This window comes from Dactylosporangium sp. McL0621, from assembly GCF_049995355.1.
Classification (GTDB): Bacteria; Actinomycetota; Actinomycetes; order Mycobacteriales; family Micromonosporaceae; genus Dactylosporangium.
In genome coordinates this window covers 3,905,551-3,925,233 of record NZ_CP188259.1, presented here as the reverse complement: position 1 = coordinate 3,925,233, position 19,683 = coordinate 3,905,551, and the positions used below count along the sequence as shown (strand labels likewise).

The window sequence follows — 19,683 nt, the reverse complement described above, 5'->3', positions numbered from 1 at the left end:
TCGGCAGGACAGGACCTAGACCGCCTCGCCGGGCTGTCCGGCGCCGACGCCCGCGAAGGCTAGACCGCCTCGCCGGGCTGTCCGGCGCCGACGCTCGCGAACGCCAGGTCCAGCACGTCGGCGAACCGGCCCGTTCCCCCGTCCGCGATCCACCCCGCATACGCCACATCCAGGCACGACAGCGCGGCGAACACGAGGGCCTGCGCGGGCACGTCGCCGCCCGGACCGGGGCCGAGCCGCTCCCGCATGATCGGCGTCAGGATCCGCGACCACATCAGGTGCTTCTCCAGGTGCCGGGCACGCAGCGAGGCGGAGCCGTTCACCACCCGCATGACCCGCAGCGTGCGCTCCGCGTTGGTGTCGGACAGCTCCGCGATCGGCTGCAGGGCCGCGCGCATCGCCCGCCACGGGGACTCCCCGGCCGGCCGGGCGGCCAGGGTCGCGGCGACCAGGTGCCCGGCCGCGGCGGCGTCGCCGAGGACGGCGTCCTCGTTGGCACCAACGCGAGAAGAGGCACGAACATGCGACAGCGCACCCTAGGGCGGCAGGGGCTGACCGTCTCCGAGATCGGGTACGGCGCGATGGGCATCCACCTCGCCTACGGACCGGGCGACGAGCAGGAGGGCATCGCCACCATCCGGCGCGCCCACGAGCTCGGCGTGACGTTCTTCGACACCGCCGAGCTGTACGGCTGGGGCGAGAACGAGAAGACCGTCGGCCGCGCGGTCAAGGACTTCCGCGACGAGATCGTGATCGCGACCAAGTTCGGCTTCACCCGCGACTTCGGCTACGACAGCCGCCCGGAGCACATCCGCGAGGTCGTCGACAACAGCCTGCGGTACCTCGGCGTGGATCAGATCGACGTCCTGTACCAGCACCGGGTCGACCCGAACGTGCCGATCGAGGACGTGGCCGGGACGGTCAGGGAGTTCGTCGACGCGGGCAAGGTCAAGTACTTCGGGCTGAGCGAAGCCGGCGCGCAGACGATCCGCCGGGCGCACGCGGTGCTGCCGGTGTCGGTACTGCAGACCGAGTACTCCCTCTTCGAGCGCGACGCCGAGCAGCTGTTCCCGACGCTGGACGAGCTCGGCATCGGCTTCGTCGCCTACTCGCCGCTGGGCCGCGGGTTCCTCACCGGCAGCGCGAAGCCGGCGGACGAGTACGACGCGAGCGACATGCGCCGGACGGACCCGCGCTGGCAGCCGGGCAACTACGAGCGCAACCTGGCGGCGGTGCGGCGCCTCACCGAGCTCGCGAAGGGCAAGGGCGCGACGGTCTCCCAGCTGGCCCTGGCCTGGCTGCTGACCCGCGGCGAGCAGGTCGTGCCGATTCCGGGCACCCGCAGCCTGGCCCGGGTCGAGGAGAACACGACCGCCGCCGGCCTGGAGCTGAGCCCGGAGGACCTCGCCACGATCGACGAGATCCTCCCGACGGGTGGCTTCGGCGCCCGGTACGCGGGCGGCCGCACCCCCACCTGGGTCTAGTACTAGTTGTCCCCGAGCGGGTCGAGGCCGCCGTCCAGGCTAGCCACGCCGCAGTTCGGGGCCGACCAGAACCGGCTCGGGCGGCCGTCGACGTGCGTGTGGTCGTTGTGGTCGGGGTAGCCGGGGCCGAGGATGCCGGCGAAGCCGTGGTTGCGGGCCTCCTGGGCGAGCTGGCACAGCGTCCGGGAGCCCGAGACCAGGTCCGCGGCGTCGCCGTAGAGGTGGCGGCTGCTGGAGGCGCCGCCGACCGCGCTGTTGCACGAGGTACTGCGGAAACCGCTCGTGACCGTGATCGGCGCGTCGCCGAGCGCGTGCCGCAGGGCCTGCAGCTTCCTCAACGCCCCATGCGCACCCGGATCGCCGTGCCCGCGGGGCCGGTCGACAGCTCCACGAGGTCGCACATCTGGTGGGTCAGCAGTAGTCCCCGGCCGCGCTCACCCGTCGGCGCGACCGGCCGGCGCCCGGCGAGGGGGTCGCCCAGGAACCCCTGGTCGCTGACCTGCACCACGAGCGCGCCATCGTCGGACCACAGATGCAACATCCCGCCGCCACCGGCGTGCCGGATGGTGTTCGTGGCCAGCTCCGTGACCACGAACTCGAGGTCGGAGACGCGCTCGCCGGACAGCCCGGCCGCCGTGGCGTGCCCGGCGACGGCGCGGCGCAGCACCCGCACGGCGGCGATCGAGTCGTACCGCAGCGCGGTGGCGTGCGCCGGGGCGGCCAGCGCCCGGCTGTGCTCGGCGAGGGCCGCGGCGGGGGCGTAGTCGGCGCTGTCCGTGACGCCCGCGGCCCCGGCCAGGCGAGGGTGGGTGCGCCGGGCCGTGTCGACGTCGGACGGGTGCAGCCCGGCGGTGTCGTACGGGCACAGCGCGGTCGCGTCCACGCCCGTGAAGGCCAGGTTCACCAGGGCCTCGTGCACGGCCACGGCGGAGCGCTCGGCGCCGGTGCGCCCCACCCACATCGGCTGGCCGAGCAGGGCGGGGCGGCGGCCGGCGTGGCGGGCGCAGTACTCCAGCAGCGCCGGGATGATCCGGCCCGGGTTGCGCGAGGTCGCCTCGGCGTCCCAGAACGTCACGGCGGCGGCCTCGTCGCCGAGCCTGGCCCGGATGCGCTCGAGCTGGGCGCCGGGCACGGCCACGAGCACGGGCCGGTCCTCGTCGCGGGCGGCGCGCACGTAGGCGACGGCCGCTTCGAGGTACTCGGCCGCGGACGCGTACAGCAGCGCGGTGTGCGTGAAGAGCGTGCCGGTCATCCGAACACCACCGGGGCCGGGCCGCACAGGCGCACGACCCGCTGGAACGTCGGCTCCGCGCCGACGATGCACAGGCCGCCGGGCACGGTCCGGGACGTGCGCAGCAGGGCGGTCACCGTGGTCAGGTCCGCGAAGCGCAGCTCGCTGACGTCGACGACCAGCGGGTGGCCGTTGGCCCGCGGTATCAGATCGGCCAGCATGGGCTCGAGGCAGCCGCCGTTGGAGGCGTCGAGCTCGCCGGTGAGCCGCACGCCGAGCGGCGCGTCGGTCCGGGCGACGCGGGCGACGGGGCGGTCGCCGTCGCCGTCCGCGGCGGCCGTGTCCGGGTGCCCGCCCGAGCTCGGCGAGCAGGGCGGGCTCGAAGCGGCGGGTGTCGTAGAGGCACAGGCCGGCCGCGCCGGAGCCGGCGTAAAGAGCGTTGATCTGCCGTTCGTACCCGACCAGCTGCTCGTCCGCCAGACGCCCGAGCGACCACACCATGTCGCCGGCGAAACGGACGCCGTCGTAGCCCTCCCGGCGGGCCTCGGCGATCACGCCGGCGAGCATCGCGATCCACGCGTCCGCGTCGAACGGGCGCGTGACGTCGACGGGCTCGGACGTGAACTGGCCGCGGCGGCGGGCCTCGGCGGCGCCCGGGATGTCCGCCTCGGCGGCCCCGCCCCGGTAGTGCACGATCTTGTGGTTGGACCGCAGGCCGCCGGCGACGTAACCGGCCAGCGCGTCGAGGTGGTCCTCGTCGTCGCCGTAACGCCAGCACACGTGGTCGCCGGGGGCCAGATCGGCAGCGGTCGCGGCGCGCGCCCTCATGCGCCCAGGGTACCGGCCTCAGACCGCCAGGTGGGAACGGGGCATCGACGGCTGCGGACGGTCGGTCCGAGCGCGGCGGCGTCGTGATTCACGCCGGTCCGAGCACGGCGGCGCCGTGGTTTAGGCCAGCACGAGCGCGGCCTCACGCAGCAGGCGCCGGGTCAGCACGATCCGGTCGGCGTCGTCGAGGCCGGGCAGGTCGCCCAGGCGGTGCGGGCGGCCGTCCAGGGCGGTGCGAAGAGCGGCGGCACAGGAGTCGGGCAGCGTCAGGGTGCGGTCCGGCAGGTGTACCGCGACCAGCCCGCCCGAGGGATCGTCGAGCCGGAACGGCAGCCCGGGCCGGGCCGCGACAAGCACGTCGGCGCCGAGGCCGGGCAGGGCCGCGGCCTGGGCGATCGGGCGCAGCGGCGAGGGGCGGGCGGCCGTCCAGGCCGGCCCGCGCAGCTGCGCGGCGACGTCCTCCGGCGTGAGCGAGTCGAGCCACGCGTGCAGGGCCGCGACCGTGTCGGCGAGCACCGGCGCGACGGCCTTGGGGTCGGCGGGGTCGAGCCCCAGCGGCAGCCCGGCCCGCAGCGCCGGCTCGGACGCGGCCATGGCGGCGAGGGCGTCGACGAGCGTGAGCCGGGTCGGGGCGTGCAGCCCGACGGTGAGGTGCAGGGACCACTCCCCATCGGTGGTGGCCGCGTGCACCCAGCCGCGGGGCAGGTAGAGGGCGTCGCCGGGGGTCAGGACCGCGTCGATCGCCGGGCGCGCCCCGGCGGCCGCGGCCACCTCGTCGGCGACGCCGCCCCACGCCTGGCGCGGCACCGGCGTCTCGAGCACGGGCTCGTGCACGAGCCACCGCTTGCGGCCGCTGACCTGCAGCACGAACACGCCGTGGGTGTCGTAGTGCGGGTCGAAGCCGCGGCTCTGCGGCGGCGTGAGGTAGGCGTTGATCTGCACCGGCGTGCCCAGCTCCTGGCGCAGGGTGGCCGCGAACGCCACCAGCGGCGGCGACATGCGGTGCAGGCCCTGCAGCACCAGGGTGGCCCCGTCGGCGAGCAGCGCGAGGACCTTCTCGTCGTGCACCTGGTCGCCGATCTCGGCGCCGGCGCCGCCCCCGCCGGTGTAGCGGGCGGCCGGGATGACGTGCCCGTCCTTGGCCATCCGCACGAACGGGGTGCGCAGCGCCCGGCCGCCGAGCAGCTCGTCGACGCCGTCGAGGGTCAGCAGGTCGAGGTAGTCGCTCAGGCCGGGCGAGAGCAGCGGGGCCCGGTCCCAGTACCGCTCGGCGAACTCCCGCCTCGCCACCGAGACGCACCGCGGCAGGCCCTTGCGGCTTTCGTCGATCGCCATCCGCGGCTCTCCTCCTGGACTCATCCGGACGGGGTGACCTGGGGGGTACCCACGTCCGGACGTCCCAACCGGATTCGCGCTCAGCCCTCGATCGACGCGGCCGCCCGGCGCAGGCGGCCCGCGGTGCGCGCGGCACCGAGGGCGACCATGGTGTCGTCCAGCGGCGGCGAGACCGGCTTGCCGACCAGCGCGAGCCGGGCGGTCATGAACGAGCGGCGGCGGTTGAGGCCGGACTCGGCCACGACCCGGTCGAGGGTGGCGGTGATCTGCTCCTTGTCGAACGGGTCGAGCACCTCGAGGTTCTTCGCGAACGTCTCCAGGATCGCGCGGGCGTCGCCGGCCGGCAGCCCGTGCTTGGCCAGGTCGGCGGCCTGGACGGCGACGGTGTCGGCGGCGAGCCAGTCCAGCTGCTCGGGCAGCTCGGCGAGCTTCTTGGTGCGCTCCCGCAGCGGTACCACGAGCGGGCGGATGTCCTCGGGATCCAGGCCCTCGGGCAGGAACGGCGCGGCGACGCGCAGGTAGGCCTCGTCGTCGAGGGTGCGCAGGTAGTGCCCGTTGAGCCAGTTCAGCTTGTCGATGTCGAAGACCGGGCCGACCGGGTTGACGCGGGCGAAGTCGAACGACTCGACCATCTCGTCGAACGTGAAGACCTCCTGCCCGTCGGGCATCGAGTAGCCCATGAGCGCCAGGAAGTTGAGGAGGGCCTCGGGCAGGTACCCCTCCTCCTGGAACCACTTCAGCCGCGCCGCGGGGTTCTTGCGCTTGCTGATCTTCGAGCGGTCGATGTTGCGCAGCAGCGGCATGTGCGCGTAGGTGGGCGGGGTCCAGCCGAGCCAGCCGTACAGCAGCAGGTGCTTGGCGGTCGAGCTGATCCACTCCTCGCCGCGGATCACGTGGGTCACGCCCATCGCGTTGTCGTCCACGACGACGGCGAGGTGGTACGTCGGGAAGCCGTCGGCCTTCAGGATGACCTGGTCGTCCGGCTCGGGCGGGGTGATCTTGCCGCGGATCAGGTCCGCGAACGAGATCTTGGCTTCGCGGGGCACGAGCATGCGGATGACCGGCACCTCGGTGAAGCCGGGCAGCTCGGCGCGCTCCTCGCGGGTCTTGCCGTAGCACATCCGGTCGTACCCGGTGGGGATCTTCAGCTGCTGCTGGCGCGTGCGCATCTGGGTGAGCCGCTCCGAGGAGCACCAGCACAGGTAGGCGTGCCCGTCGGCGAGCAGGCGCTCGGCGACCTCGCGGTAGACTGGCAGCCGCTCGCTCTGCCGGTACTGCTTCGCGGGCCCGCCCACGTCCGGCCCCTCGTCCCAGGTGAGGCCGAGCCAGTGCAGGGTGTCGAAGACCTGCTCCTCGCTGCCCTCCACGTAACGCGTGCGGTCGGTGTCCTCGATGCGGAGGATGAACTCACCGCCGTGCTTGCGCGCGAACGCCAGGTTGAACAGGGCGACGTACGCGGTCCCGACGTGCGGGTCGCCGGTCGGCGACGGGGCGATGCGGGTGCGTACGGGGGCCTCGGAAGTGCTCACTTACCGAATTTAGCCTACGCGCGGTTCTTGCCTGACTGCAGGACGGCGTCAAGCTGGTTCAGAGGTCGTACTCGAACCAGATGCGGTGGGTGCCGTCGTCGTCGACCCCCAGGCCCCCGGTGCCGGTGATGCCGGCCAGCTCGCCGGTGCCGCTCGCGGCGACGATGGTGAAGTACTCCCCGGTGCGGTCGCTGCCGCTCGTCGAGGCGCTGTGCACGAAGTTGAACGCGCCGCGGCGGCCGCCGACCGAGCCCTCGAAGGACTCCATCGCCACGTACGTCCCGGCGCCGGACGCCTGGTCGAACGCGGCGGTGAACAGCGTGGCCGCGCGGCCCTCGATCTCGCCCGCGAACGCCTTCTCCATCCGCGCGATCCCGACCGGCAGCGCCGTCTCGATCTCCGGCTCGGGCGTGACGGACGTGGGGACGAAGCTCTTCACGGTGAAGGTGCCATCGGCTCGCATGCCCGGAGCCTATCGCCGCACCCTAGGATCGTCCGGGTGAGCGGACGTTCGTACATGCTGGCGGCCCGGATGCCGATGTCACGCGAGGCGTTCGAGACGTGGCTGGACGAGCCGGCCCCGGGCCCCGAGGCGATCGGCGGCGCCACCCCCGGCGGCTGGGCCCCGCCCGCCGCGCCGGCGACCGCGCGGCAACGGCTGGCCGCCCGCGCCGCCGACGGTTTCACGCTGGCCCGCCACCGCGAGGGGATGCTGGAGCTGTACCTGTACGACTACCACGAGGACTGGGACGCCACCCAGACCGAGCTGCTGCTGCTCGCCGCGGCCGGCCGGCGCGCCGAGGCCGAGTCGGCGATCCTGTTCTGGGGCGGCAGCCTGTACCCCGACCTCCCCCTCGGCGGCGACGAGCCCATCGCCGTCCTGCTCGCCGGCCCGGACGGGGCGCGCTTCACCGACCGGTACCGGCTCTCCGCCGTCCTGGACCACCTGCGCCCGGTCGAGGCCGCGTTCCTGGCCGCCGCGGGCACCAACGGCGAGGACGCGACCTGGAACCCGGCCGGCGTGCTCGACCCGGCCCTGGAGCCGTCCGGCTGACCGCGCGCACTCGACGGCGAACGCAAGCACCGGTCACGCCGGGGCGTTGCGGGCGGCCAGGGCGTGGAACAGGCGCTTGGGCTCCCAGTGCCCGTCGTCGTAGGTGCGCACCACGGCGTACGAGGCCATGTCGAGGTCGCGCGCCGGGTCCGCGCGGTGCGGCAGCGCGGGCGCGCCGAACGTGAACACGAACGCGCCCGCGGCCCCCTCCGCGTCGAGGATGCGCAGCAGGTCCATGACCTCGGCCGCCTGCAGCTCCTCGTCGCGCACGAACGCCCCGGCGAGCCGGTCGCGGTCGTCGCGGTCGACGATGGCCCAGGCGAGCCCGCCCTTCAGCTCGGCGCCGCGGTACGTGCAGCAGCCCACCTCGGTCGCCACGACCGGCTTCCCGTGCGCGAGGTGCCGCCGGAACCGCTCCCCGAAGTCGGTACGGTTCCGCCTCCCCCGATAGGTGTCGACGCACACGACGTCGAACGGCGCCCAGTCGACGCGCTCGATGGGCGCGGAGGCGTACGAGACCCGCCCGCCGAACACGTCGCGAACCTCGCGCGAAAGCCGGCCCAGGAACGCGTTCAGCGGCCGGTTGTGCGCCCCGAGGAGCCGCATGCGCAGCATCTGCTGAGGCCGCAGCCGCTCGAAAAGCGTGTCACCCTTGAGGATGCCGCGCATGAACAGCGTCAGCTCGCACCCGGCGAGGAACACGATCCGCCCGGGGTCGAGCTCCTGCGCGGCGGCCGCGAGGGCCCGGGCGTTGGCGAGCGTCCCGGCACCGTCGGCGTCGTGCAGGTGCGGCGAGAGCCAGACCTCGAGGCCGAGCTCGAGCGCCATCTCCGTGGCGGCCAGGAGCCGGTCCCGATCGGTGCCGGAGACCCGGACCGCGTCGCAGTGCAGCTCATCGCGAATGACCGCGAGGTCGCGCCGCGTCTCCCCGTCATCGAACACGGGCCGCGAGTGGAACGGCCCGGTCACCGTCCCGACGTCGTAGTTGATTCCCCGAATCCCCATACCGTCAACCCTAGTTGACAAGTGGCGAGGCTGTCAACGACGGTTGACACGAGCTTGTCGATGCCACCCGAACGGCGGCGCTCCCCAGGCCGCGCCGTTCGGGCACGTTTCAGGCGTTGTGGTGCATGGCGTGGGCCACGCTGCGGCGGCGGGTTCGCACCGCCACGTCGATCAGCGTCGCCAGGATGATGAGCGCGGCGAAGGACTTCGCGGTCTCGTCCGCCGGGGTCGCGGCGAAGACCGGGCCGGCGCCGATCACCCACGTCAGGACCGCGCACAGCACCAGGTTGTAGGCGAGGTCGGCGGTCGCCAGCGGTGTGCGCCAGCGACCCAGGAGCGCGAGCACGACCTGGATCGCGACGCCCGCGAGCATCAGGGCCAGGACGATCGGGCCGCGGTACCGCAGAAACGCCCCGTCATAGGCGAGCGCGTCGTACGCCGCCGGGGCCGCGCGCCCGCCCGTCGCCAGGCGGAGTGCGGCCGGCGGGTCGAGCAGGATCAGGGTGCCGAGCGCGAAGAAGGCCACGCCGGCCAGGCGGGCCGGGCGGTTCACGCGGTCGGTCGGCAGCGGGCGCGGACGCCACTGGGCGGGGCGGCGGCGGCGCAACCAGGCCGCGGCCGCGAAGCCCGCGAAGAGCAGGCCCAGCCAGGCGAAGACGACGGGCCAGGCGGCGTCGGACGCGGCGCGGAAGTCACGCACAGGCTTGATGAGCTCGCCCAGGAACGCGCCGAGCTGGATGACGGCGGCGCCGCCCGCGGCCAGGGTCAGGAACCGGCGGGTGTCCACCGGGTCGATGAGGGCGACCGGCGTGCCGTAGCGCGCCGCCACGTCCGCCGGGTGGCCGAAGCGCCGCAGCAGCTCCGTGACGTCGTCCGCGCCGGCGGCCTCCTCGGCCAGCAGGTCGCGCAGCTCACGGGCGACGTCGTGGCGCTGCCGGCGCGGCAGGAGCACGACCACGTCCGCGACGTAGCGCTCGATCAGGTCTTCGGTGGTCATGGCGCCGCTCCAGTCTCCAGCAGTTGCCCCATCGCTTCGTTGAGCCCGCGCCAGGTCGAGGTGAGCCGCTCGTACAGCGCCAGGCCCTCGGCACTGAGCCGGTAGTACCGCCGCGGCTTGCCCTCCGCGGTCTGCCACTCGCTGCTCAGCACGCCCTGCGCCTCGAGCCGGCGCAGCAGCGGGTAGAGCGTGCCCTCCTCGATCGGCAGGCCCTGGTCGAGCAGCGACTGCCGCAGCTCGTACCCGTAGCGCAGCGAGCGCAGCTGGGAGAGCACGGCGAGCACGAGGACGCCCCGGCGCAGCTCCTGCTCGAGCTTGTCGTGGACGGCCGGGTTTACCATGTGCCACACAGTACCATGTGGCGCACAGCAAAAACACGATTGTCGGGCCTGCGACGATGACGCTGTGGACGTACAACGACTCGGACCGGACGACTGGGAACTCTGGCGCGACGTCCGGCTCGCCGCCCTCGCCGACTCGCCGGAGGCGTTCTCCTCGACGCTCGAGCGCGAGCAGGCCTACGGCGAGTCGCGCTGGCGCGAGTGGCTGAAGCCGGCCAAGGGGCTGAAGGCCGTGGCCCGCGAGGAGCAGAGCGTCGCCGGGACCGCCGGCGTGTGGGTGCCCGAGGACCGCGACGGCGCCGGTGAGCTCTTCGGCATGTGGGTCCACCCGTCGTGGCGGGGGCGCGGGGTCGGGGACCGGCTCGTGGCCGAGGCGCTCGCGTGGGTACAGGAGCGGGATCTCAAGGCCCTCGACCTCTGGGTCGTCGGCGCGAACGCGGCCGCGGAGGGCCTCTACACGCGCCACGGCTTCCGACGGACCGGGGAGTCGCAGCCCTACCCGCCCGATCCGTCGATCACCGAGTACCTCATGCGGCGAGAGCGGTAGCCAGCATCAGCCCCACGGCGGCGGCGCCCAGGCCGGCCACGACCGAGGCGAGCACGTTCATCGCCGCGTAGAACCGGGCCCCGGTCCGGGCCAGCCGCAGCGTCTCGTAGCTGAACGTGGAGTACGTCGTCAGGGCGCCGCAGAAGCCGGTGCCGAGCAGCGCCGTGACGGCCGGGCTCGCAGGCAGGCCCAGGATCAGGCCCAGCAGCATCGACCCGAACACGTTGACGGTGAGCGTGCCCCACGGGAACGCTGAGTCGTGGCGGGCCTGCACGAAGCGGTCGGTGAGGTACCGCATCGGCGCCCCGACCGCGGCCCCGAGCGCGATCAGCAGGATGGTCACCGCGCCCGCCGCACGACGGCCTCGGCCAGCGCGGTGCCGGCCCACACCGCCAGGACGGCGCCGACGAGGGTCGCGGCCAGATAGCCCAGCGCCGCCCAGGGCGAGCCGGCCGACGCGGTCTGATGGATGTCCACGGCATAGGTCGAGAAGGTGGTGTACCCCCCGAGCACTCCGACCCCGGCGAACGGGCGCAGCAGGCGGCGCTCGGTGGCCACCTCCGTGACGATGACCATCAGCACGCCGATCAGCAGGCAGCCGGTGACGTTGACGACCAGCGTCGACCACGGGAATCCGCCGCGGGCGTGCGGCCAGGCCTGCGCGACGCCGTAGCGGGCGAGGGCGCCGCACACGCCGCCGGCCGAGATCGCGCCCAGCACCGGCCACGGGCTCGGCCGCAGCTCGGCCCGCTGGGCCGGCACGTGGAGATCGACATCGGGGTCCACGGTGCTCCTCCCTACCAGGGCGTGGCGCAGCTCCACTGGCAGGGACCGTTGGCGTCGTCGCGGTTCATCCCGGGCGTCCCGGGATCGGCGGGCCCCACCGCCGTGCGCTCACTCTAGCGCAGGCCGGCCGAGCGCCGCCCGGGCGTTGAACCGCACGTTCTCGTCGTCGTCCCCCTCGGCCGCGGCGGCGAGGACCGCGCGGACCTCGGCGTCGCCGGCGTACGACTCCAGGGCCATGGCCGCGTGCTGCCGGACGACCTCGTCCTCGTCGTCGCGCAGGGCCGCGGCGAGCGCCCGCCCGGCCGCGGCGGGGTCGGCGGGCGGCCACAGTCGCAGCACCGTCATCGCCTCGATGCGCGCCAGGTCGTACGCGTCCGGGTCGGCCACCAGCGCGACGAGGAACGGCACCACGCGTGGGTCGCCGAGGTACTCCTCCAGGTAGCTGCCCTCCGGCGCGGTCCGGAACGCCTCGAGCCGCCGCTGCACGTCGTCCATGGCGGCCATCATGCCGCCTGAGCGTCGCGATCACAGTCAGCGGTTCTTGCGCAGGTACCAGAGCAGCAGCGCGGCCGGCACCAGCATGATCACGCAGCTGGTCAGGAAGCCGCCCGTCCTACCGAAGCCCGGGTAGGGGCGTACCGTGACCAGCGCCCGCGGCGTGATGAAGACCGCGATCTCGCGGCGAAGCGGACACACGCGAAACGTCCGGGGACCGCTCCACAGTGGACGTAGGCGGGGCCTCCGGGGCCGGTCAGCGGCGCACGCGGGACGGGGACGGGCCGCACAGGGCCGCGCGGGTGCCGGTGGCCTCCAGGATTCGGGCGGGCAGGCCTGTCGGATCGAGGACGCGGAAGCCGCAGCCGCGCTCGGCGGCCAGGTCACGGGCGTCGAGCAGGGCGCGCAGGATCGCCGGGTGGATCAGGGTGGCCCGGCCGATGTCGACCTCGACGGCGTCGGGGCCGCCCGCGATCGCGGCCTGCAGGGCGGCGGCCAGCTGGGGGCGGTTCAGGCGCTCCAGGCGCCCGCCGGCGACCACGAGCACGGTGCGTGACGCTTGGCGGTTGCGCACCGTGATCCAGCCGGTCCGATCGTCGTCCATGACCATCGTCGCCCCCGTCTCGTCGTTGCGCCGGGTGTGTTCCAGCCTCTCGGGGAACTCCGAAGGGGCACTACCGCGAGAAGCGAACGATCAATGTCACCACTTAGCTCGTGAGCGAATGTGCGTTTTCGAAACAACAGCGCGCTGAGCGGGTAACGTCGGCGGGATCGGAGGTGGTCCGTGGAGCCGAACCATGACGAACCCGGCTTGATGGAGATTCACACCCGCGACCGGGACGTGATCGCTGACGCATTGAACCATATCGTCACCCATCGGGCCGGATCACGTTCGGTGACCCGGCCGACGTGGACCTGTCGATGCGCGCGCGGGAGCACGGCGAGCTCGGCGGGGTGCGGCTGCGGCTCGGCGGGGTCGGCTACGCGGCGGCGTCGGAGCCGGCCGGGTACCTGCTGGCGGCCGTCGTCGAGGGCGGCGAGGTGGCCATGCGGGTCCGCGGGCGGGACTTCACGCTGGGCCCGGACGACGGCATGCTGTTCCCGATGAGGCACCCGTTCCTCGGCGAGTACGGCCGCTCGACGATGGGCGCGGTGAGCCTCCCGCTGGCCTACGTGGCCGAGCAGGCCGAGGCCGAGTCCGGGCTGCCCGCGGCCGACCTGCGGTTCGAGGGGGCGTTGCCGGTGTCGGAGGCGACGCGGCGGCACTGGTCGGCCACCGGCATGTTCCTGTCCCGCCAGCTGACCGCGCCCGGCGTCGACCTGCCGCCGCTGATCGCCGGGCAGCTGCGGCGCCTCGGCGCGCTGAGCCTGCTCAGCGTCTTCCCGAACACGACGATGACCGCCGCGCGCACCCCCGCCGACGGGCGCGTCGCCCCGGCGGTGGTCCGCCGCGCGGTCGAGTTCATGGAGACCAACCCCGACTGGCCGCTCACCGTCGCCGCGATCGCCGCCGAGGCGGGAGTCGGGTCGCGGGGGCTGCAGGTCGCGTTCCGGCGGCACCTCGGCCTCACGCCGATGGAGCACCTGCGCCGCGTCCGCCTCGAGCGCGTACACCGCGAGCTGCGGGCGGCCTCCCCCGGCGACGGCGTCACGGTGCGCGAGACCGCGCGCCGCTGGGGCTTCGCCAACCCGGGGCGCTTCGCCGCGGACTACCGGGCCGTCTACGGCCAGCCACCCAGCCGGACCCTGCGAGTGTGAGCATGACGACGCTGTTCGAGACGACCGACGCCGAGGCCGCCCACCAGATGCTCGTGGCGACCTACGGCGCGATGCGCTTCAGCGTCACCGGTGAGCGGCACCGGGCGCGGGTGGCGCGGCGCACGGTGGGGCCGATCGAGCTGCACCACAACACGTTCTCGATGCGCTTCCACGTGGACGCCGACCCGGTCCGCCGGGTCACGATGGGCCGCGTGCTCCGGGGCTCCTTCTCGTACCGCGGGGGCGCCGGCCAGTCCGACAACGAGACCGGCGACGTCTTCATGATCGCGCACCCGGACTCGCCGTACCAGTCGATAAACGTCGACGTCGACCTGGAGTTCGCGGTCATCGACCCGGCGCTGCTGGCCCTGGTCGCCGACACCGACGCCGGTCCCGGCGGGGAGCCGTTCCGGTTCACCGGCACCCACCCGGTCTCGGCCCAGGCCATGCGGCTGTGGGGCACCACCTACGACTTCGTGCGCGACAACATCGCCGACACGCCCGCCGCCCGCGAGCCGCTGCTGGCCGGCAACGCCGCCCGGCTGCTGCTGGCCACCGCGCTGGCCACGTTCCCGAGCAACCTGAGCCACGACCCGGCGGTCGGGGACCGTCGCGACGCCCACCCGGCGACCCTGCGCCGCGCGGTCGCGTTCATCGACGACAACGCGCACCGCGACATCAGCCCGGCCGACGTGGCCGGGGCCTCGCACGTCACGATCCGCACGCTGCAGCTCGCGTTCCGCCGGCACCTGGACACGACCCCCGGCGCGTACCTGCGCCGCGCCCGCCTGGAGCGCGCCCACCGCGACCTGCTCGACGGGGACCCGGCGTCGACGACCGTCGGCGCGGTCGCGGCCCGCTGGGGCTTCGCCAGTCACAGCCGGTTCACCGCGCACTACCACGCCGTGTACGGCCAGCTCCCATCGGACACGCTGCGCGACCTGTGACCGGGCCCGTCACTCGTAGATCGCCAGCGTCCAGGTGCACTCGTCGGCGGTGACGACCATGAGGGTGCGCGGCCCCGCGCTGCCGCCCTGCTCGAACACCCCGCGCTCGGCGGTGCCGCTCTTCGACACGATGTCCCGGCCGCCGAGCTGGTCGTCGGCGATCGCGAAGTGCTGCGGCGTGGGGCAGGCGAACCCCCACGCGAGGTTCCACGGGGTCTTCAGCGACGGGGTGTCGAGGTTGTCGTTGCCGTGGCCTTCCCTGTGCCACACCGGCGTCCGCGTGCCCGCGCCCGCGCCGGCGCCCTGGGTGACGAAGTCGAGCTGGAACTTGCAGCGGCCCTCGCTGACCACGTCGATCGGGTAGTGGTTGCGGCCCTCGGGCCCGGCACCCCAGATGTGGATGAGTCCCTGGCCGGTCGGGGTGGTGCCCTCGACCGGGTTGCGGTCGTTCTGGTCGTGCCCGTCGAGGTACCCGTTGTCGCCGTTGGTGCCGACCTCGATGCGGAACACGACGTTGTTGAACACGTCGGCCGGCGACTTCTGGCAGTCCCAGTACTTGAACCGCACCCCGTTGCCGGCGTTGCCGGGCTCGTAGTCGGGCGAGTTGTCGCCGTACCCGAAGCGGCCCGAGACGTCGGGCTCGGTGACCGCCACCGTCTTGAGGATCTGCTCGCCGAGCCCGGCCGCGGGCCCGGTGCTCGCCGCGACGGCCGCGGTCGTCGGCGGCGGCCCGGCCGGCACCGTCGTCGGCGGCGTGGCGGCCGGGGGCTCGGACGAGCCGCCGCATCCGCCCGCGAACAGGACTACCGCCAGGGACACCGCGACACCGGGTACACGCACGCCAAGATATTTGCATCAATGCAAGCAGAAAAACCTCGGCGGAACGGCTGCCGTGGTTCGTACGATGCGGCGGTGCTGATTCGCGAGAAGGCCGAGTCCGACGCCGCCGCGTGCCTGGAGCTGCTGCTCGAGGTACACCGGAAGGACCATTATCCGCTGCACATCACGGCCGGGCAGGTCCCGGAGTTCCTCGAGTCCGGGCACGAGGCGGCCGCGTGGGTCGCCGAGGAGGACGGCCGCATCGTCGGGCACGTGGCGCTGCACACCCCGCCGGCGGACCCGACGCTCGAGCTGGCCGCCGCGCGGACGGGCCTCCCGCTGGACGGCCTGGCCCTGCTGGCGCGCCTGTTCGTGGCCCCGTCGACGCGCCGCACCGGCCTCGGCCGCACGCTGCTGCGCCACGCGACGGCGCAGGCCCCGGCCCTGGGCCGCCGCGCGGTGCTGGATGTCGGGCAGACGCTGGCCTCGGCGGTCGCCCTCTACGAGGCCGAGGGCTGGTCCCGCGTCGGCGAGCTGCACCTGCCCCTCGACGAGGAGACGATGCTGGATCTTTGGGTGTACGTGAGCCCGCCGGCCGGCGCTCAGTAGCCGATCGCCGCCGCCGCGACGTTGCGCATGTTCGTGGCCACCGCCGCCGTCAGGTACAGGTTGGTCAGCCCGCGCGGGGACTCGCGGAACAGGATGCCGTACAGGGTCGCGGCGTCGAGGTAGATCGCGGTGTCGTTGGGGTGCTTGCCGTCGGCGACGATCAGGTACGACGTGCCGTTGCCCGCGATGATCGTCTCGAACTCGTCGGAGATCGGGGCGACCAGGTTCGGGGTGGGCAGCGACGCCGACAGGGCGGCGTAGTTCGTGTCGATCGCGGCGGTCTCCGCGGCCCGGGTCGCGAACGGGGCCGGGTCGACGAGCGCCCAGTTCTTGAACAGCACCACGCGGCCGCCGGGCTTCAGGGACCGGGCGAACGTGGGCGCGTACGTGCTGAGCAGCGTGTTCGTGGCCTGTGCCGGGTTCGTGGCGACCAGCGTGCTGTACTCCTGCAGCACGATGTAGTCGTACTGCTTCGCGCCGCTCAGGGCCGCCGTCACCTCGCCGCCGTCCCAGGTCTGCTGCAGGGTGTTGCCGAAGTGGATGACCTCGGTGACGTTCACGGTGCGCCCGGCCGCGATGGCCAGGTGCCGGACCAGGGCCGGGGTGTCCTCGCCGGAGGCGGCGGTCGCGGTACCGAGCAGGCTGTTGCCGACGAACAGCACGTCGAGCGCGGCCGGCGCGGTGGCGGACGATGTCACGGTGAAGTGCACGGTGGCGGCCGCGCCGAGGGCCGCCCCGCCGGGGGCGAGGGCCTGCACGGTCAGCGTGTACGTGTCCGGCGTGGCCAGCAGCGGGCAGTCGACATAGTCGTTGCACAGGAAGTACGGCGCCTGCGTCTCGGTCCGCGTATAGCTGCTGCCCTTCGCGCCGGTCAGGGTGAACGCCACGCTGCCCGGGCTCACCCCGGCGGCGATGTCGGCGCGCACGCTGAGGTTGCGGTTGGCCAGCCGGGTCAGGTCGACGACGGCGTTGTCGGTCAGCGGGCTGAGCCCGAGGATCGGCTTGTGCGAGGCGTCGTTGACCAGGGACAGGCCGGCGATCGCGCGGGTGGGGCCGGGGTTGCCGCCGGCGGTACCGAAGACCTGGAACTCCCAGAACGAGTAGCCGTAGACCGGCAGCGCCCGTGTGGTGACGTTGATGCGCACGTACCGCGCGGTGCCGGTGGCCGCGATGCTCTGCTTGCCGCCGGCGCCCGTCGTGGTCTGGAAGGCCTGGGTGTACGCGCTGCCGTCCGACGAGAACTGGATCGTGAACGCCTTCGCGTACGCGTTCTCCCAGGTGATCTCGATGCGCCCGACGGATGCGGCGGCGCCGAGGTCGACCTGGAACCACTGGGTGGCCGCGAACGCGCTGGACCAGCGGGTGCCCGTGTTCCCGTCGACCGCGGCGGCGGCCGGGGTGCCGGCGCCCTCCTGCGAGGAGGCGGTGACGGGCTTGTTCTGCGACAGCACGACCTCGCCGGCCTGGGCGGGCGGGACGAGGACCCAGGCCGGCGCGGCGGCGAGCACGAGTGCGAGAGCGCCCAGGAGCGGGCGCAGGCGAGGCGTCATGGCGGTGACTCCCGGATGCGTGACGACGGAGGCGAGAGAGCGCTCTCTCGCCTCGTCAATGTCTCACCCGTGTCAACCCCTCGTCAGCCTTTGAACACGCTCAGCCACAGTCCGGTCACGCCGGTGAGGCGCCCGGTGTCCAGGGTGTAGTGCCGCTCCCGGCCGACGGCGGTGACCACGACCAGGCCGGCCGCCTCCAGCTCGCGCAGGTGGCGGGTCACGGTCGGCCAGGCGTGCGAGAAGCGCCCGGCGAGCTGCCCGGAGGTCATCGCGCCGCCGCGGGCGTGCAGGACCTGCAGCACGTGCCGCCGCGTCGGGTGGGCGAGCGCATGGAACACCGCGTCGATGTCGGCCAGCTCGCGCTCGCCCTGGCTGAGGCCGCCAGCGCTCAGTGCGCGACCGCCAGCGGGTGTACCGCGAGATGGGTGCGCACCGGGGCCGCGCCGCCGGGCGCCCACATGGTGGCCATCCGCTCCCAGATCTCGCTGATGGCCGGGTGGGTGTGCGCCTGCTGGGCCGCGCTCTCGCTCGACCACTCAAAGATCTCGACGACCGGCACGCCGCCGTCGTCACCGGCCGCCCCGGCGTAGTACTGCGGCGGGGTGGCGGTCACGAGCTCCAGCTCGCGCAGGATCGGCCAGTGCCGGCCGAGCAGGTCGCGGAAGTCGCCGAGGGCGTCGGAGCGCACCCGGTACGTGCTGATGACGGTGAGGTCCATCGCCGAAGCTTAGCAGAATTGCTAAGTAGTGCGGACCTCCGACAGGTCGGTGCTGCGGCGCAGGAAGAGCAGGCCGGCACCGGTCGTGGCCAGCACCGACAGCAGCGCCACGCCGCCGTCGCGGCCGAGCTCGCGCCACGGGATCGCGACGGCGCGCACGACCTCCGGGCTGCGGGTCTGCGTCCAGTGCTGCGGGTCGGTCCCGGGATTGCCGCCCCGGCACACGTCCGCGGCCGCGCTGCAGCTCAGCACCGCGTCACCGCCGGCGCGCGCCTCGGTGCCGAACGAGCGCGCCAGGCTCAGCCCCACCACGAGCGCGAGGAGCACGGCCGGGATCGCGGGGAGCAGCGTCTGCCACAGGATCGCCCGGCCGAGGGTGCCGCGGGGCACGCCGGTGGCGACGAGCGAGGCGTACTCCCGGCGCCGCGAGACGATGCCCTCGGCGACGATCACGAGCAGCGCGGCCGCGGTCAGCACCATGCCGGTGAGCACGGCCGCGTCCACGAGGTCCATGGTGCGCAGGTAGAACGGGTCGGGCGGGCCGAAGTCGTCGCCCGGGTACGCGAGCCGGAAGGCGGCGAGCTGCGCGTCCTGCTGCGCCGCGAACTGGGCCCGGATCCCGGCGGCGCCCGCGCCGAAGAGCACGCAGATCAGCAGGACCGCGAGGGTACGGCTGCCGCTCCACGGGTCGGCGACCAGGCGGGCGGATGCGAGTACCGTCGACGGACGCCGGGCCCAACGGGCCATCAGCCGGCCGCTCCACCAGGTCAGCCACCCGGTGCCGAGCACGACCCCGAGCCCGGCCGAGCCGACGCCGGCGATCAGCAGCAGCGCGACGAGCCAGCCCGGCGGGTACGGGATGTGCAGGTGCCGGTGCAGCTTCGCCCACGACGCGACCAGCCCGAGCAGCAGCACGCCGGCCAGGATGAACCCGCCCGCCCAGGGCCGCGGCCCGCGCGTGCGGCGTACACGGCGCACGACCCCGAACGGGCTCACCGTCACCCGGCGCATGACCACCGCGGCGGCCAGCGCGGCGAGCACCGGGATCCCGGCCACGGCGACGAACACGAACCAGGCGGCCGGCCACACGTCGGTCGGCAGCGGCAGCAGCCCGTCGGGCCCGGGCCGGTGCAGCAGGCGGTGCCCGGCCGCGAACACGCCGAGCCCGGCGAGCGACCCGAGCAGCGCCGCGAACCCGGTCTCGGCACTGGAGATCGCGACGGTCTGGGCGGGCGTGGCGCCGGCCATCCGGAAGGCGGCGAGGCGGCGGTCGCGCTCGGGCGCGCCGAGCCGCGTGCACTGCCCGGCCAGCGCGAACACCGGGATCGTCATGAGCAGCAGGGTCAGCGTGGTCCCGGGGCGCAGGCCGGGCTCGCGCAGCAGGGCGTTGCTGTACTGGTTCGCCCACTCGTCGGAGCCGGTGCCGTGGAACGAGAACCGGCCGATGGCCACGACGTTGGCCGCGGTGAGCACGGCGAGCGTGGCGAGGGCGGAGGTGAGCGCGGTGAGCACGACGCGCACGGTGTCGGTGCGCGACCCGGCCAGCCCGAGGCGCAGCAGCGTGCCCGGCCTCATCGTCCTGCCCACTGCATCGTCCTACCCACTGCGTTGATCGCGGCCGGTTCGCGTCCCGGCCGTGCCGTCCCAGCC

Annotated in this window: 26 protein-coding genes and 1 pseudogene; 6 read left to right on the top strand and 21 right to left on the bottom strand. The window is 73.8% G+C overall.

The genetic code is table 11. The annotated features are described in order from the left end of the window. Nucleotides 1-59: 59 nt before the first annotated feature. A complete protein-coding gene (locus ACPPVO_RS18640) occupies nt 60-398 on the bottom strand; it encodes a hypothetical protein (protein ID WP_426512457.1) in 339 nt (112 codons plus the stop codon). A 123-nt stretch (nt 399-521) separates the two neighbouring features. On the opposite strand from ACPPVO_RS18640, the gene ACPPVO_RS18635 reads away from it, so the two are divergent. Further along, nucleotides 522-1,484: an aldo/keto reductase gene (locus ACPPVO_RS18635; protein ID WP_426512456.1), complete on the top strand. Its 963-nt coding sequence runs from the start codon at nt 522-524 to the stop codon at nt 1,482-1,484. A gap of 2 nt (nt 1,485-1,486) precedes the next feature. Here the strand turns inward: ACPPVO_RS18635 and ACPPVO_RS18630 are convergent, their stop codons facing one another. The 7 genes and pseudogenes from ACPPVO_RS18630 to ACPPVO_RS18600 form a co-directional block, all read right to left on the bottom strand. After that, on the bottom strand, nt 1,487-1,822 hold the full coding sequence (locus ACPPVO_RS18630; protein ID WP_426512455.1) for a D-Ala-D-Ala carboxypeptidase family metallohydrolase: 336 nt from the start codon (nt 1,820-1,822) through the stop codon (nt 1,487-1,489). Then, on the bottom strand, nt 1,819-2,736 hold the full coding sequence (locus ACPPVO_RS18625) for an anti-sigma factor RsbA family regulatory protein (RefSeq protein WP_426514651.1): 918 nt from the start codon (nt 2,734-2,736) through the stop codon (nt 1,819-1,821). Before ACPPVO_RS18625 ends, ACPPVO_RS18630 begins: the two co-directional genes overlap by 4 nt. Beyond that, nucleotides 2,733-2,987: an STAS domain-containing protein gene (locus ACPPVO_RS18620; protein WP_426514650.1), complete on the bottom strand. Its 255-nt coding sequence runs from the start codon at nt 2,985-2,987 to the stop codon at nt 2,733-2,735. The genes ACPPVO_RS18625 and ACPPVO_RS18620 overlap by 4 nt, the downstream gene beginning before the upstream one ends. A 145-nt stretch (nt 2,988-3,132) precedes the next feature. Further along, nucleotides 3,133-3,543: pseudogene (locus ACPPVO_RS18615) on the bottom strand (MEDS domain-containing protein); the annotation flags it as partial. Between the two features lie 120 nt (nt 3,544-3,663). Further along, nucleotides 3,664-4,878, bottom strand: a complete 1,215-nt coding sequence (locus tag ACPPVO_RS18610) for a cupin domain-containing protein (protein ID WP_426512454.1) — start codon at nt 4,876-4,878, stop codon at nt 3,664-3,666. An 80-nt stretch (nt 4,879-4,958) separates the two neighbouring features. Beyond that, the gene (gene gltX, locus ACPPVO_RS18605) at nt 4,959-6,407 is read right to left on the bottom strand and encodes a glutamate--tRNA ligase (protein ID WP_426512453.1); all 1,449 of its coding nucleotides are present in this window, start codon (nt 6,405-6,407) and stop codon (nt 4,959-4,961) included. Between the two features lie 58 nt (nt 6,408-6,465). Then, nucleotides 6,466-6,870: a DUF3224 domain-containing protein gene (locus ACPPVO_RS18600; RefSeq protein ID WP_426512452.1), complete on the bottom strand. Its 405-nt coding sequence runs from the start codon at nt 6,868-6,870 to the stop codon at nt 6,466-6,468. Nucleotides 6,871-6,906: 36 nt separating this feature from the next. Between ACPPVO_RS18600 and ACPPVO_RS18595 the strand changes: the two genes are divergently transcribed. Further along, the gene (locus ACPPVO_RS18595) at nt 6,907-7,461 is read left to right on the top strand and encodes a hypothetical protein (protein ID WP_426512451.1); all 555 of its coding nucleotides are present in this window, start codon (nt 6,907-6,909) and stop codon (nt 7,459-7,461) included. Nucleotides 7,462-7,494: 33 nt separating this feature from the next. On the opposite strand, the gene ACPPVO_RS18590 is transcribed toward ACPPVO_RS18595, so the two are convergent. From ACPPVO_RS18590 to ACPPVO_RS18580, 3 genes are all read right to left on the bottom strand, one after another. Continuing rightward, nucleotides 7,495-8,466 (bottom strand): hypothetical protein, encoded by a 972-nt coding sequence (locus ACPPVO_RS18590; RefSeq protein WP_426512450.1) that lies wholly within the window; start codon nt 8,464-8,466, stop codon nt 7,495-7,497. 109 nt (nt 8,467-8,575) lie between these two features. Next, complete coding sequence (locus ACPPVO_RS18585) at nt 8,576-9,463, bottom strand: HAAS signaling domain-containing protein (RefSeq protein ID WP_426512449.1); 888 nt, start codon at nt 9,461-9,463, stop codon at nt 8,576-8,578. Then, nucleotides 9,460-9,804 (bottom strand): PadR family transcriptional regulator, encoded by a 345-nt coding sequence (locus ACPPVO_RS18580; RefSeq protein ID WP_426512448.1) that lies wholly within the window; start codon nt 9,802-9,804, stop codon nt 9,460-9,462. The genes ACPPVO_RS18585 and ACPPVO_RS18580 overlap by 4 nt, the downstream gene beginning before the upstream one ends. A gap of 64 nt (nt 9,805-9,868) precedes the next feature. Between ACPPVO_RS18580 and ACPPVO_RS18575 the strand changes: the two genes are divergently transcribed. Beyond that, complete coding sequence (locus ACPPVO_RS18575; RefSeq protein ID WP_426512447.1) at nt 9,869-10,351, top strand: GNAT family N-acetyltransferase; 483 nt, start codon at nt 9,869-9,871, stop codon at nt 10,349-10,351. Here the strand turns inward: ACPPVO_RS18575 and crcB are convergent. The 5 genes from crcB to ACPPVO_RS18550 form a co-directional block, all read right to left on the bottom strand. Further along, nucleotides 10,332-10,694 carry a fluoride efflux transporter CrcB gene (gene crcB, locus ACPPVO_RS18570; protein WP_426512446.1) on the bottom strand — a complete coding sequence of 121 codons (363 nt, stop codon included), beginning with the start codon at nt 10,692-10,694 and terminating at the stop codon, nt 10,332-10,334. The two genes, ACPPVO_RS18575 and crcB, sit on opposite strands and share 20 nt — an antisense overlap. Then, nucleotides 10,691-11,137, bottom strand: a complete 447-nt coding sequence (locus ACPPVO_RS18565; protein WP_426512445.1) for a fluoride efflux transporter FluC — start codon at nt 11,135-11,137, stop codon at nt 10,691-10,693. The genes crcB and ACPPVO_RS18565 overlap by 4 nt, the downstream gene beginning before the upstream one ends. A 108-nt stretch (nt 11,138-11,245) precedes the next feature. Then, a complete protein-coding gene (locus ACPPVO_RS18560) occupies nt 11,246-11,632 on the bottom strand; it encodes a HEAT repeat domain-containing protein (RefSeq protein ID WP_426512444.1) in 387 nt (128 codons plus the stop codon). Nucleotides 11,633-11,668: 36 nt separating this feature from the next. Then, nucleotides 11,669-11,833, bottom strand: a complete 165-nt coding sequence (locus ACPPVO_RS18555) for a hypothetical protein (protein WP_426512443.1) — start codon at nt 11,831-11,833, stop codon at nt 11,669-11,671. 55 nt (nt 11,834-11,888) lie between these two features. Next, a complete protein-coding gene (locus ACPPVO_RS18550) occupies nt 11,889-12,236 on the bottom strand; it encodes an STAS domain-containing protein (protein ID WP_360377194.1) in 348 nt (115 codons plus the stop codon). A 317-nt stretch (nt 12,237-12,553) separates the two neighbouring features. Between ACPPVO_RS18550 and ACPPVO_RS18545 the strand changes: the two genes are divergently transcribed. Both ACPPVO_RS18545 and ACPPVO_RS18540 read left to right on the top strand, forming a co-directional pair. Further along, nucleotides 12,554-13,390, top strand: coding sequence for an AraC family transcriptional regulator (locus ACPPVO_RS18545; protein WP_426512442.1), 837 nt, complete (start codon nt 12,554-12,556; stop codon nt 13,388-13,390). Nucleotides 13,391-13,392: 2 nt separating this feature from the next. Then, complete coding sequence (locus ACPPVO_RS18540) at nt 13,393-14,337, top strand: helix-turn-helix transcriptional regulator (protein ID WP_426514649.1); 945 nt, start codon at nt 13,393-13,395, stop codon at nt 14,335-14,337. 9 nt (nt 14,338-14,346) lie between these two features. Here ACPPVO_RS18540 and ACPPVO_RS18535 read toward each other — a convergent pair whose 3' ends face one another. Further along, complete coding sequence (locus ACPPVO_RS18535; RefSeq protein ID WP_426512441.1) at nt 14,347-15,177, bottom strand: hypothetical protein; 831 nt, start codon at nt 15,175-15,177, stop codon at nt 14,347-14,349. A gap of 72 nt (nt 15,178-15,249) precedes the next feature. Between ACPPVO_RS18535 and ACPPVO_RS18530 the strand changes: the two genes are divergently transcribed. Continuing rightward, nucleotides 15,250-15,765, top strand: coding sequence for a GNAT family N-acetyltransferase (locus ACPPVO_RS18530; RefSeq protein WP_426512440.1), 516 nt, complete (start codon nt 15,250-15,252; stop codon nt 15,763-15,765). Here the strand turns inward: ACPPVO_RS18530 and ACPPVO_RS18525 are convergent. The 4 genes from ACPPVO_RS18525 to ACPPVO_RS18510 form a co-directional block, all read right to left on the bottom strand. Beyond that, complete coding sequence (locus tag ACPPVO_RS18525) at nt 15,759-17,315, bottom strand: discoidin domain-containing protein (protein ID WP_426512439.1); 1,557 nt, start codon at nt 17,313-17,315, stop codon at nt 15,759-15,761. The genes ACPPVO_RS18530 and ACPPVO_RS18525 overlap by 7 nt on opposite strands. An 83-nt stretch (nt 17,316-17,398) precedes the next feature. Next, nucleotides 17,399-17,653 carry an ArsR/SmtB family transcription factor gene (locus ACPPVO_RS18520; RefSeq protein ID WP_426512438.1) on the bottom strand — a complete coding sequence of 85 codons (255 nt, stop codon included), beginning with the start codon at nt 17,651-17,653 and terminating at the stop codon, nt 17,399-17,401. 50 nt (nt 17,654-17,703) lie between these two features. After that, nucleotides 17,704-18,033 (bottom strand): hypothetical protein, encoded by a 330-nt coding sequence (locus tag ACPPVO_RS18515; protein WP_426512437.1) that lies wholly within the window; start codon nt 18,031-18,033, stop codon nt 17,704-17,706. A 21-nt stretch (nt 18,034-18,054) separates the two neighbouring features. After that, nucleotides 18,055-19,620, bottom strand: coding sequence for an FtsX-like permease family protein (locus ACPPVO_RS18510; protein ID WP_426512436.1), 1,566 nt, complete (start codon nt 19,618-19,620; stop codon nt 18,055-18,057). Nucleotides 19,621-19,683 lie beyond the last annotated feature (63 nt).